General features: G+C 53.4%; 12 protein-coding genes. 2 read left to right on the top strand and 10 right to left on the bottom strand.

The window, feature by feature from the left end; translation table 11 throughout:
- Window positions 1-26: 26 nt before the first annotated feature.
- From nuoF to lrhA, 6 genes are all read right to left on the bottom strand, one after another.
- The gene (nuoF, locus tag IM295_RS05625) at window positions 27-1,364 is read right to left on the bottom strand and encodes an NADH-quinone oxidoreductase subunit NuoF (protein WP_006811381.1); all 1,338 of its coding nucleotides are present in this window, start codon (window positions 1,362-1,364) and stop codon (window positions 27-29) included.
- Window positions 1,361-1,861 (bottom strand): NADH-quinone oxidoreductase subunit NuoE, encoded by a 501-nt coding sequence (gene nuoE / locus IM295_RS05620; protein ID WP_006176513.1) that lies wholly within the window; start codon window positions 1,859-1,861, stop codon window positions 1,361-1,363. The genes nuoF and nuoE overlap by 4 nt, the downstream gene beginning before the upstream one ends.
- Window positions 1,862-1,863: 2 nt before the next feature.
- Entirely contained in the window at window positions 1,864-3,666 is a 1,803-nt protein-coding gene (gene nuoC / locus IM295_RS05615) for an NADH-quinone oxidoreductase subunit C/D (RefSeq protein ID WP_028013933.1), read from the bottom strand.
- Between the two features lie 89 nt (window positions 3,667-3,755).
- Window positions 3,756-4,430, bottom strand: coding sequence for an NADH-quinone oxidoreductase subunit NuoB (nuoB, locus tag IM295_RS05610; RefSeq protein ID WP_003861482.1), 675 nt, complete (start codon window positions 4,428-4,430; stop codon window positions 3,756-3,758).
- Window positions 4,431-4,445: 15 nt separating this feature from the next.
- Window positions 4,446-4,886, bottom strand: coding sequence for an NADH-quinone oxidoreductase subunit NuoA (gene nuoA, locus IM295_RS05605; protein WP_014171000.1), 441 nt, complete (start codon window positions 4,884-4,886; stop codon window positions 4,446-4,448).
- A 630-nt stretch (window positions 4,887-5,516) separates the two neighbouring features.
- Window positions 5,517-6,455, bottom strand: a complete 939-nt coding sequence (lrhA, locus tag IM295_RS05600; RefSeq protein ID WP_028013934.1) for a transcriptional regulator LrhA — start codon at window positions 6,453-6,455, stop codon at window positions 5,517-5,519.
- A 938-nt stretch (window positions 6,456-7,393) separates the two neighbouring features.
- Between lrhA and alaA the strand changes: the two genes are divergently transcribed.
- Together alaA and yfbR are read left to right on the top strand one after the other, a co-directional pair.
- Window positions 7,394-8,608 carry an alanine transaminase AlaA gene (gene alaA, locus IM295_RS05595; protein WP_193066372.1) on the top strand — a complete coding sequence of 405 codons (1,215 nt, stop codon included), beginning with the start codon at window positions 7,394-7,396 and terminating at the stop codon, window positions 8,606-8,608.
- A 94-nt stretch (window positions 8,609-8,702) separates the two neighbouring features.
- Window positions 8,703-9,302 carry a 5'-deoxynucleotidase gene (yfbR, locus tag IM295_RS05590; RefSeq protein WP_028013935.1) on the top strand — a complete coding sequence of 200 codons (600 nt, stop codon included), beginning with the start codon at window positions 8,703-8,705 and terminating at the stop codon, window positions 9,300-9,302.
- A 52-nt stretch (window positions 9,303-9,354) separates the two neighbouring features.
- Here yfbR and IM295_RS05585 read toward each other — a convergent pair whose 3' ends face one another.
- From IM295_RS05585 to yfbV, 4 genes are all read right to left on the bottom strand, one after another.
- Entirely contained in the window at window positions 9,355-11,187 is a 1,833-nt protein-coding gene (locus IM295_RS05585) for an SLC13 family permease (protein ID WP_028013936.1), read from the bottom strand.
- A 75-nt stretch (window positions 11,188-11,262) separates the two neighbouring features.
- The gene (locus IM295_RS05580) at window positions 11,263-11,922 is read right to left on the bottom strand and encodes a sugar phosphatase (RefSeq protein WP_041908926.1); all 660 of its coding nucleotides are present in this window, start codon (window positions 11,920-11,922) and stop codon (window positions 11,263-11,265) included.
- Window positions 11,923-11,933: 11 nt separating this feature from the next.
- Entirely contained in the window at window positions 11,934-12,428 is a 495-nt protein-coding gene (locus IM295_RS05575) for a YfbU family protein (protein WP_003861461.1), read from the bottom strand.
- Between the two features lie 92 nt (window positions 12,429-12,520).
- Entirely contained in the window at window positions 12,521-12,976 is a 456-nt protein-coding gene (gene yfbV / locus IM295_RS05570) for a terminus macrodomain insulation protein YfbV (RefSeq protein WP_028013938.1), read from the bottom strand.
- Window positions 12,977-13,084 lie beyond the last annotated feature (108 nt).

Genomic DNA, 13,084 nt, shown 5'->3' with positions numbered 1-13,084 from the left:
CCGAGCGTTAATCAAAATTCTTGTCGTTACCAGCGCGCTTTCAGCAGGTTCGGCTGAATACCATTGATCGAATGGGTATTGCTGAACGGCTGCTTGATGCCTGCTTCGAATTCGTCGCGGAAATATTTAATCGCGCTCTGCAGCGGCTCGACGGCACCCGGTGCGTGGGCGCAGAAGGTTTTACCTGGCCCTAAGAATCGACACAGTTGCTCAAGCGTCTCGATATCGCCCGGCTGACCTTCGCCACGTTCGATTGCACGCAGGATCTTCACGCTCCACGGCAGACCATCACGGCACGGTGTACACCAGCCGCAGGACTCACGGGCGAAGAACTCTTCCAGGTTACGTACCAGCGAGACCATGCCGATCTCGTGGTCGACGGCCATCGCCAGCGCCGTACCCAGACGGCTGCCTGCTTTACCAATGCTTTCGAATTCCATCGGCAGGTCAAGGTGGGCTTCGGTCAGGAAGTCCGTCCCTGCCCCGCCCGGCTGCCAGGCTTTAAATTTCAGGCCATCGCGCATGCCGCCGGCGTAGTCTTCAAGAATTTCGCGTGCGGTGGTACCGAACGGCAGTTCCCAGACGCCAGGGTTCTTCACGCGCCCGGAGAAGCCCATCAGCTTGGTACCGGCATCTTTGCTTGAGGAGATGCCCTGATACCACTCCACGCCGTTGGCGAGGATAGCCGGGACGTTACACAGGGTTTCGACGTTGTTTACGCAGGTCGGTTTACCCCAAACGCCGGAGCTTGCCGGGAACGGTGGCTTGGAACGCGGGTTCGCACGGCGGCCTTCCAGGGAGTTAATCAGCGCAGTTTCTTCACCACAGATGTAACGTCCGGCACCGGTGTGCACGAACAGTTCGAAGTCAAACCCGGTACCCAGGATGTTTTTACCCAGAAGGCCGGCTTCAGTGGCTTCGGCAATCGCGCGACGCAGGTTTTCCGCCGCTTCGATGTACTCACCGCGCAGGAAGATGTAGCCACGGTACGCTTTCAGCGCAAACGCGGAGATCAGCATGCCTTCCACCAGCAGGTGCGGCAGCTGCTCCATCAGCAGGCGGTCTTTATAGGTGCCTGGCTCCATTTCATCGGCGTTACACAGCAGGTAACGGATGTTCATGGATTCGTCTTTTGGCATCAGGCTCCACTTCAGACCGGTGGAGAAGCCCGCGCCGCCGCGGCCTTTCAGGCCGGAGTCTTTCACCGCATTAACGATATCGTCCGGCGCCATCCCGCCGAGGGCTTTACGCGCACCGGCATAGCCGTTTTTGCTCTGGTATTCGTCGAGCCATACCGGCTGTTTGTCATCACGCAGACGCCAGGTCAGCGGATGCGTCTCAGCAGTACGAATTACAGTTTTCATTTGTACTGCTCCAGCAGGTCAGGAATCGCTTCCGGCGTCAGATGACTGTGAGTGTCCTCATCAATCATCATGGTCGGCCCCTTGTCGCAGTTACCCAAGCAGCAGGTTGGCAGCAGAGTAAAGCGTCCATCGAACGTGGTCTGGCCCGGCTTGATATTGAGCTTTTTCTCAATCGCAGCCTGAATGCCCTGATAGCCGGTAATGTGGCAGACGACGCTGTCACAGTAGCGGATCACATGGCGTCCTACCGGCTGACGGAAGATCTGGCTGTAGAACGTAGCTACGCCCTCTACGTCACTTGCCGGAATGCCCAGCACTTTTGCGATCTCGTAAATCGCCCCATCCGGCACCCAACCACGCTGTTTCTGTACGATTTTCAGCGCTTCAATGGACGCCGCACGCGGGTCTTCGTAGTGGTGCATCTCGTGCTCAATGGCGGCACGCTCTGCTTCACTCAGCTCAAAAGCCTCGGTTTGTGGTTGTTGATTCTCGTGCATAATTAGCGGTCCACATCTGACATAACAAAATCGATACTACCCAGATACACAATCAGGTCAGAGACCAGACTGCCGCGGATGGCGGACGGGATCTGCTGCAGGTGCGCAAAGCTCGGCGTACGCACGCGGGTACGGTAGCTCATGGTGCTGCCGTCGCTGGTCAGGTAGTAACTGTTAATACCCTTGGTCGCTTCAATCATCTGGAAGGATTCTTGCGCCGGCATGACCGGGCCCCAGGAAACCTGCAGGAAGTGGGTGATCAGGGTTTCGATATGCTGCAGCGTGCGCTCTTTCGGCGGCGGCGTCGTCAGCGGGTGATCCGCCTTGAACGGGCCTTCCGGCATGTTGTTGAGGCACTGCTCGAGGATGCGCAGACTCTGGCGCAGCTCTTCTACTTTCAGCATCACGCGGGTATAGCAGTCGGAAACACCGCCGCCAACCGGGACTTCAAAGTCGAAGTTCTCATAGCCAGAGTAAGGACGCGCTTTACGCACGTCGAAATCAATACCGGTCGCGCGCAGGCCAGCACCTGTAGTCCCCCACTCCAGCGCTTCTTTCGCGCCATAGGCAGCAACGCCCTGGGAACGGCCTTTCAGGATGGTGTTGCGCAGCGCGGCTTTCTCGTAAGACGCCAGACGCTTCGGCATCCAGTCGAGGAATTCACGCAGCAGGCGGTCCCAGCCGCGCGGCAGATCGTGTGCCACACCGCCGATGCGGAACCAGGCCGGGTGCATACGGAAGCCGGTAATCGCTTCCACCAGATCGTAGATTTTCTGACGATCGGTAAAGGCGAAGAAGACTGGGGTCATCGCGCCCACGTCCTGAATGAACGTAGAGATGTACAGCAGGTGGCTGTTGATGCGGAACAGTTCTGACAGCATAACGCGAATCACGTTAACGCGATCCGGTACGGTGATGCCTGCCAGTTTCTCAACGGCCAGCACGTATGGCATTTCGTTTACGCACCCGCCGAGGTACTCGATACGGTCGGTATACGGAATGTAGCTGTGCCAGGACTGACGCTCGCCCATCTTCTCAGCACCGCGGTGGTGGTAGCCGATGTCAGGGACGCAGTCGACAATCTCTTCGCCATCAAGCTGAAGAATAATACGGAATGCACCGTGCGCAGACGGGTGGTTCGGACCGAGGTTGAGGAACATGAAGTCCTCGTTTTCAGTACCGCGCTTCATGCCCCAGTCTTCCGGCTTGAAGGTCAGCGCTTCCATCTCCAGATCCTGCTTGGCTTTGGTCAGCTCAAACGGATCGAATTCGGTCGCACGTGCCGGGTAGTCTTTACGCAGCGGGTGGCCGGTCCAGGTCTGCGGCATCATGATGCGCGTCAGATGCGGGTGGCCGTCGAAGGTCATGCCGAACATTTCCCAGGTTTCACGCTCATACCAGTTAGCGTTCGGGAAAAGTTTGGTGATCGTCGGCAGATGCATGTCGTTTTCAGACAATGCCACCTTGAGCATGATATCCGTGTTGCGGTCTATTGAGATCAGGTGGTAGAAAACGGAAAAATCCGCAGCAGGGAGACCCTGGCGGTGCGTTCTCAGACGTTCGTCCATGCCGTGTAAGTCAAACAGCATGACGTAAGGTTTTGGCAATTTCTTGAGGAAATCGACAACTTCCAGCAATTGTTCACGCTTCACCCAAACAACGGGTACCCCGGTGCGGGTCGCCTGAACGGTAAAGGCATCCGGCCCAAAACGGTTGCGCAGTTCGCCAATAACGGGGTCATCAAGATGATCCCGGGTCTGCCAGGCGGCTTCTTGCGCGGTTAAGTCGGTCATATTGTTCACCATTGCAAATGGTCCGTGGTGACTGTTAAGCCTGGCTTCGCGCTATTTGAGTAGTGATATGCGAAGGTTTTCTCCAGGCCTACAGGCGCAAATTAAATTTCGTCAGGCGTACGCAGGTTGGTGACGGCAATACGTTCACCGCGTTTACGCTCGCGCTCGGACTGCATGTTCGCGCGATAGACACCCTGATCGCCAACAACCCATGAGAGTGGGCGACGTTCTTTACCGATAGACTCCTGCAGCAGCATCAGCGCCTGCATATAGGCTTCTGGGCGCGGCGGGCAGCCCGGGATGTAAACATCCACCGGAATGAACTTATCAACGCCCTGCACAACGGAATAAATGTCGTACATACCGCCGGAGTTTGCACATGCGCCCATGGAAATAACCCATTTTGGCTCCAGCATCTGGTCATACAGACGCTGAATAACAGGTGCCATTTTGGTAAAGCAGGTACCGGCCACCACCATCAGGTCAGCCTGACGTGGGGAAGCACGCAGTACCTCGGCCCCAAAACGCGCAACGTCATGCACCGCAGTGAATGACGTCACCATTTCAACGTAGCAGCAAGAAAGGCCAAAGTTGTATGGCCAGATGGAGTTCTTACGACCCCAGTTGACCATATCGTGCATGGCATGTTCGAGTTTGCCCATGTACACGCTTTTGTTGACTTCTTGCTCCAGGGGGTCGGTTACGATCTCCTGTTTTTGCAGGGGGTAACGGTCATTCTCACCGTTAGGATCTATGCGGGTGAGCGTATAATCCATCTTATTGCCTCGCTGTTACTGCTGACGATTAGAGATACTGTTTTCCGGGTTGATGTGTTCACGACGTGAACGCGCAGGCGTCCAGTCAAGCGCGCCAATACGCACCAGATAAACCAGACCGGCCAGTAGCACTAAAATGAAAATTGCGGCCTCGACAAAGCCCACCCAACCACTTTCGCGAATGGAGGTCGACCATGCAAACAGGTAGAGCGCTTCCACGTCAAAGATGACGAAGAACATCGCTACCAGATAGAACTTGGCAGACAGGCGTAAGCGAGCGGAACCTACTGAATCAATACCTGATTCGAAAGGTGTGTTTTTGTGCCTTGCACGGGCGCGACCGCCCAGGAACCAGCCGCCGACTAACATCAGGCAGCACAGGCCAATGGCTACAATAAGAAAGATTGCGAATGCCCAGTGATGAGCGATGACTTCTGTGGATGTTGACATACTCATTGCTTACTCATCAAAAGTGATACCGACGACACTGCTCTTGCTGGCAGATGGGCATCACATCGATTCATGGGGAGGAACAAATAACCTTACACTAACTGTCTGAAATGAGACGTAGACAGCAAAATGATGGGGTTTTTTACTCCTTTCTATAACCTATTGTCAACTTTAACAAAGGTTTCTTCACATTAAATTACATCGAGCGATTCTCATTAACATTTGGTGCCCTTTAACCCTGGTGGTTACCTGACTTTTCGTCAAATGCATGTTGTTGAATCGTGTCCGTTTTGGAAGTAAAAAAAATAACCCTCCTATTTTGACAGGATTTGCCAACGATTCCTCCCCCCAAATAGGAGTATTTTCTTGATCTGAGACACGCTTTTGTTAATTCACCCAAAAAACCGGCAACATATTTGCTGCTTTTTTAACATCAAGGGGTTATGGATGAAGTTAGAACGGAAAGTGAACAAGATTTAAGCAGAAGCATTTATTCCCTTGATATGTATGTTTTATTTATGAAAACCCTGTAACGAAAGAGGATAATAATGGCAAAAAAAAGCCACTGCGTGCGAAAACGGCACGAGTGGCTTTTTTTTACACTTACAATTTGTTACCAGAATTTTGAGCTTTTGATCACTCAAAGTCACCTTCAACGATCAGGGAATCATCCCCCCCTTCGGAGGTAACATGCTCGAACTGCCATGGGTTATGGTAATTTTCCATCGCCTCAAACACCACCTTCGCCAGCTCGTTATGACTGGACGCGTTATGGCAAAGCAGATACTCGGTATCCGGCAGCGCTGGGAGACCATCAGATTTACCGAGAACGCGCAGATCGGGGCTCATCATCTCTACCGGACGGGCCGTTACGCCAAGACCCGCTTTCACGGCGGCACGCACCGCGGGCAGCGTGGACGCTACATAGGCCAGACGCCACGGAATGTTGGCTTCATTTAACGCCGTAAGCACCATATCCCGGAAAGGACTCGGATCGTCCAGTAAAACCAGCGGTACGGGTTCCCCTTTTTGCAACACGTATTCCGCTGCGCAATACCAGTGCGTTGGCGATGTGCGCAAGGTCAGACAATCAAACTGTCCGGGACGATGCGTCGTGACCACCAGGTCGACCTTGTTCTCATTTAACATCTCAACCATAAAGGCATTACGTTTTACGCTTACATCCAGCGCAAGCTTCGGATAAACCGAGCTAATTCGGTTGAGAAGAAACGGCAATATTGTATCCGCTGACTCATCAGATGCCCCTAAGGTTAACACCCCCTGAAGGTTGCTAAACATTAATGACATACATGCTTCATCATTAAAGCGAAGAATTTTCCTGGCATAACCCAGTAGCTGAATACCGTGTTCCGTTAAGAGCTTATTACGCCCGTGACGGGCAAAAAGCTCTTTCCCAACCAGTTGCTCCAGCCGCTGCATTTGCTGGCTAACGGCGGACTGAGTTCGGCAGACGGCGGCAGCAGCTGCTGCAAAAGTGTTGAGATCGGCGACCGCAACAAACGTTCTCAGCAGATCGAGGTCGAGATTCATTATCGGACGATTTGCATTTATCATATCTATTCACTTTCAGGTTGCTCGTGCGGAGCTGCCCGGGTTGAAGCTGTGTGTAACAGTTAAGCAATTCCTTCTGAAGGTTTTCCCTCGCATCCCGGCCCGGCAGACTGCCTGACAGATAGTTATTGTGCTGCTTTATATCAACAGTCAGAAAGCACGTTTCATGACGTTATTTTTATTCTCTTAAACGTTCAGGATATTTAGATGTTCGCAGGGTTATGTAAATTACATTAAAGGCGTAACACTTTTTCTGCCATCTTTTTCGCAGCGCTGTCAACGTAGCAGGAGATGTTTGACACATTCCAGCCAGAGATAACTCCAACAATAACAATCAATTAAATCGGAAAATCAGTTTCAAAAATGCAAAACCACTGCATCTTTCTACTGCTTTCCGTATAGACATCTTAACCCAAATCCACTTTATTTATAAGTCTTATTGCAATATTCAGGATTAAAGAGGTTTGTTAAGCTTCTAAACTAATTTTATTAGAATTAACTAAAGTTGCATTTTGTTGGTTAATAATAAATAAATTTTAATTTAGATTATGGTCATTCATTAATAACACTTAACATTAATTTCACATGATTAACTTTTAGCCGCTCCGGGCTATTACTGCAAGGTCCCTTCAACACTCAGGTTTTACGAAATGTCACCCAGCGTAACTTCTGCTTGTTGTCTGCGCGTTTTTTATTTTCCATCAGAACAATATACAAAATTCACATAAATTCACAGCACAATCAACCTTTATTTATGGTTTGTACATGACGTTAAGGCAGTAAAAGCGTCAGTCAATAGTTAAAAAGATTCATCACAATTTCGCTATGAGCACAAAATCTTCTTCTGCACACCCTTCAAAACGAAGCGTGGGGGGAGTACATTATTCCGTGCTGACTTCCACGGCAGGGAGTGGCAATAATAGCGAAAAGGTTAAAGGTTCATGTCCCCTATCGAAAAATCCAGCAAGCTAGATAACGTCTGTTATGACATCCGTGGCCCGGTTCTGAAAGAGGCAAAACGCCTTGAAGAAGAAGGCAACAAGGTTCTGAAGCTCAACATCGGCAACCCCGCGCCATTTGGTTTTGAAGCGCCGGATGAAATTCTGGTTGATGTGATCCGCAACCTGCCTACGGCACAAGGCTATTGTGACTCAAAGGGACTCTACTCCGCCCGTAAAGCCATTATGCAGCACTACCAGGCGCGCGGTATGCGTGACGTTACCGTCGAAGATATCTATATCGGCAACGGCGTCTCCGAACTTATCGTTCAGGCCATGCAGGCGCTGCTGAACAGCGGTGACGAAATGCTGGTTCCCGCGCCGGACTATCCGCTGTGGACCGCTGCCGTATCGCTCTCCAGCGGTAAAGCGGTACATTATCTTTGCGACGAATCCTCTGACTGGTTCCCGGATCTGGACGACATTCGCGCGAAAATCACGCCTCGCACGCGTGGGATTGTGATCATCAACCCGAACAACCCGACGGGCGCGGTCTATTCAAAAGAGCTGCTGATGGAGATCGTGGAGATCGCCCGCCAGCACAACCTGATCATCTTCGCTGACGAAATCTACGACAAGATCCTGTACGACGCGGCGCAGCACCACTCTATCGCCGCGCTGGCGCCCGACCTGCTGACCGTCACCTTTAACGGACTGTCTAAAACCTACCGCGTGGCCGGTTTCCGTCAGGGCTGGATGGTGCTGAACGGCCCGAAAAAGCACGCAAAAGGCTATATTGAAGGGCTTGAGATGCTGGCGTCGATGCGTCTTTGCGCCAACGTGCCTGCGCAGCACGCGATCCAGACGGCGCTGGGCGGCTACCAGAGCATCAGCGAGTTTATCGTCCCTGGCGGTCGCCTGTACGAACAGCGTAACCGCGCATGGGAACTGATCAACAATATCCCGGGCGTCTCCTGCGTGAAGCCGAACGGGGCGCTGTATATGTTCCCGAAAATTGACGCGAAGCGCTTCAATATCCACGACGATCAGAAAATGGTGCTCGATTTCCTGTTGCAGGAAAAAGTGCTGCTGGTTCAGGGAACGGCGTTTAACTGGCCGTGGCCGGACCACGTGCGTATCGTGACCCTGCCACGTGAAGACGATCTCGAAATGGCTATCAGCCGCTTCGGGCGATTCCTCTCTGGATACCATCAGTAATCTTAAAATCAGGCTACTTCGGTAGCCTGATTTGCATCTTCCCTCCCCTCCCCGCACAATGAAGTCCTGTCGCAGTGAAGACAAAAGGTAACCTATGAGTCAGAGCCATTTCTTTGCCCACCTCTCCCGCCTGAAACTGATCAACCGCTGGCCGCTGATGCGCAACGTGCGTACAGAGAACGTGTCTGAGCATAGCCTGCAGGTTGCTATGGTTGCTCATGCGCTGGCTGCCATTAAGAATCGCAAATTTAACGGGCAGGTGAATGCCGAGCGCATCGCTTTGCTGGCGATGTACCACGACGCATCAGAGGTGCTGACCGGCGACCTGCCTACCCCAGTGAAATATTTCAATTCTCAGATTGCTCAGGAATATAAGGCTATCGAGAAGATTGCCCAGCAGAAGCTTATCGAGATGGTGCCCGAAGAGCTGCGCGATATCTTTGAACCGCTCATCGACGAGCATCAGTATACGGAAGATGAAAAGTCGCTGGTCAAACAGGCCGACGCGCTGTGCGCCTATCTGAAGTGTCTGGAAGAGCTGTCTGCGGGCAATAATGAGTTTTTACTGGCGAAAACGCGTCTGGAAAAAACGCTGGAATCCCGCCGCAGCGAAGAGATGGACTACTTCATGCAGGTATTTGTGCCGAGCTTCCATCTATCGCTGGACGAGATTAGCCAGGATTCACCGTTGTAATTTTAGCCGGGTGGCGGCTTCGCCTTACCCGGTCTACGTTTCTGCGCTCACGCTAAAACGGGAATAAAACCGGAATTAACACCACGCACACCACCATCACCAGCACGGTGAACGGCACGCCCAGCTTCACGAAATCGCTGAACTTATAATTCCCCGGCCCCAGCACCAGCGTGTTCACCGGCGATGAAACCGGCGTCATAAACGCCGCGGATGCCGCCATCGCGACCATCATCGCAAACGGGTACGGCGACACGCCCATGGATTTCGCCATCGCCAGCGCAATGGGCGCCATCAGCACCGCCGTCGCGGTATTAGAGATAAATAACCCTATCGTGGCGCACATGACAAACAGACAGACCATCATCATGTACGGTCCATACCCGCCACCCACGTCCATCAGGCCTTTTACGATCAAATCTACCCCGCCGGTTTTTTGCAGTGCCAGGGCAAAGGGCATCATCCCGACGATAAGAATAATGCTCGGCCAGTGAATGGCTTTATACGCGCTTTCGGCGTCAATGCAGCGGAATTTCCCCATCAGCAGGCAGGCGATAATGGCCGCGACCGGATTAGGGATTTCATCGGTCAGCATCAGCGCCACCATCAGTACCAGACAGAAAATCGCATGGGGCGCCTGGCTGTGCGCCGGGGAGGCATCGCTCTCCTCGACCGGCATGTTGAGCACCACAAAATCACGCCCTTTTTGCCCGAGCTGGCTTATCAGCTTCCAGTTGCCGACCACGAGAAAGATATCGCCCAGCAGGATCGGCTCATCGACGACTGCCCCTTCCATCGCCACGCCATCACGCTTCAGCCCCACTACGTTCAGGCCATAGCGGGTACGGAACCCCATTTCACGCACGGTTTTACCCAGCAGTTCCGATTCCGGTATCAGCGACACTTCGGCCATCCCCACATCCAGCGCCTGGTCGGAGAAATACTCGCCGCGTAGCACCATCGGCTCCAGCAGCTGCTCGCTACAGAACTCTCGCAGATCCACGTCCGCCGTTGACATATCAATCAGCAGGACGTCACGCGCGCGGAACTCTGATACCCCGTTCACGTTAACGATCACCCGACGAAAACGACGCCAGCGCTCAACCCCGATCACGTTCGCGCCATAACGCTCGCGCAGCTTAAGGTCGTCGAGCCGCTGGCCGACCATCGGCGAGCCGGGGCGAATGGCCAGACGGCGCGCCCGCCCGGTGAGGCGGTACTCTTTGATCAGATCGCGGAAGGTACGTCGCTTCCATCCTTCTTTATTCTTATCCTGTTTGTCGCCTTTGAGGGCAAAACGGGTCAGCAGCATGTAGACCACGCCCATCGCCAGAATCACCAGCCCAAGCGGGGTGACGCTGAAAAAGCTGAAGCCCTGAAACCCTTCACGAATCAGCTCGCTGTTGACAACCAGGTTCGGCGGCGTCGCCACCAGCGTCATCATTCCGCTGATCAAACCGGCAAAGCTCAGAGGCATCATCAGGCGCGACGGCGAGCTCTGCATCCGCATTGAAACACTCAGCACCACCGGGATAAAAATAGCGACCACGCCCGTTGAGCTCATAAACGCCCCCAGTCCGGCGACCGTCAGCATCAGGTAGATCAGCATTTTGGTTTCACTGCTGCCGGCCACCTTAACCAGCCACGCGCCCATGATGGTCGCCACGCCAGTGCGAACAAGGCCGTCGCCGATGATAAACAGGGCGGCTATAAGGATAACGTTGGGGTCGCTGAACCCGGAGAAGGCTTCCGGTAGCGTGAGCGTGCCGCTCAGCACAAACGCGACGATGACAAACAGGGCGACGGCATCCATGCGCACCTTGCCTGTGGCGAAGAGAATAATGGCGATTAAAAGCAGGCTCAGAACCCAGATCAGTTCACCGTTCACAACCTATCCTTGTCAGTGGAAGATGAGAAATTTTGCCATAAAAAAGCCCCAGCAGCGTGGGGCTATATCATGGGATTACATTTTTAGCGAGACGGTTACAACTCCGTCGGGCGCTTTTGACACCGCCAGCGCCGTCAGGGAATGAATCACAAAGTCCGCCTCGTCCAGGCGTGGAGACCCCGCCGGAACGTTAACGGCAATGACGTGGCTCCCGGCGTTCAGCCCGGCCAGCACGCCAGCGGCCGCATCTTCCACCACCACACACTCTGCAGGCGCGAAGCCCAGCATTTCTGCACCAAGCAGAAACGCATCCGGCTCCGGCTTGCCGCGTTTAACGCGCTCAGCCGTAATGAACACCTCTGGCTTCGGTAAACCGGCCGCCTTATGGCGGGCATGCGCGACCGGAACAGAGCCGGAGGTCACGATAGCCCACGGGATTTGCGCTTCATTCAGATGCTCAAGCAGTTCGCGCGCCCCGGGCAGCGCGGTAATGCCCTCGGTGTCGGTGGCCTCAATCTGCTCCAGGTATTTGAACTCCGCCTGGATCTCTTCCTCAGAACGCCCCGCTAAAAAGTGCCGCAATGAGGTAATGGCCTGTTTGCCATGGATAAAATTCAGCACGTCCTGATGGTCGATGCCGTGCCGGTCGGCCCAGTGGCACCACGAGCGTTCCACCACCGGCAGCGAATCCACCAGCGTACCGTCCAGATCAAACAGAAAACCTTTACACTGCACACGCACCTCCGTCAGGCATTAATGATTTGTTGAATTTCGTTGCTGCTTAAATGGTACTGACGCGGGCAGGCGTGCCACGCGCTCAGCATACGTTGATATTTATCCCACATGGGGGTTTGGGCGTTGAAGCCGTGCGTTCCCGCATCAAAATGGGTGTAGCGCCCTTCGGTGTTCACCATAAAGCGAACATAGCTCAGATAGCGCGCTTCCGTCGCGGCATCAAAGCCTAAAAAGGTCACGCGACGTTCGTCAATGGTCTGCTGGTCTTTGAGATTCGTCCAGGAGACGTGCAGAGCGTGATACATCTCCATAATGTCGATCACGATGCGGCAGGTTTCTTCTTTCAGCTCGCCAAACTCGCGGTCCAGTTCGCGCATTTGCAAACCAAAACCGCGTTCGACGATGGTCTGCAGGCGGCTGTAGCGCGCAGCGTTATCGGGATCAAGCATAGTCATCATCTTGTACTGGTTAGACAAAATCAGACGTTGAGCATGGGTCATTTCCATCTTTCGACTCCTGTAGCGCATTGCACTGTAAAAAAAAGACACGGTAACGGTGTGTTACTGTGCCTTCTTTTGTTAGTCGTTTCGATGATCAATCACAAGTCATCGAGGAATGTTTTATCCAGCTGCTTAAAAGCACGCTTTAACGTGTCCGCCAGCGCCTGGTAATCCGGCTTGCCTTCAACCGGGGCCAGCGCCTGCCCGGCCTCCTCCAGTTTTCCACGCACTTCATAAAACCAGTGTAAAATAGAAGGCGGAAGCGGCGTAATAGAGCGTTTGCCTAACCACCACAGCCCCTGCATCGGCAGGCTTAACGCGAAGAGCGCCGTTGCGACGGCAGGACCAAGCTGCCCACCGAGGGCGATTTGCCAGCACAGAGTAAAGATAGCGACCGGAGGCATAAAGCGAATCGCATAGCGCGTGGCGCGGATCGTGCGATTCTCAATAAACATCGGCGCAAGGCGCTTTTCCATTGGCCACGTCTTTGCGTAATGCTGTCCCCGACGAAACAGACTGAAAAAGCTCACGGACGGGATTTCGGGTGTCGACATGGCTGTACCTCAACTTCACATATAAAAATTAAAATTTTTGTGCAAAACCACAACAGGCTATGACAACGTTCAAAATATTTTGTCATCGCTACCCCGTATCGGGTATTC

This window comes from Enterobacter cloacae complex sp. P14RS, from assembly GCF_014895895.1.
GTDB classification, from domain to species: domain Bacteria; phylum Pseudomonadota; class Gammaproteobacteria; order Enterobacterales; family Enterobacteriaceae; genus Enterobacter; species Enterobacter bugandensis.
The sequence above is the reverse complement of the archived record's forward strand: the minus strand, read 5'-3'. Positions and strand labels throughout refer to the sequence as shown.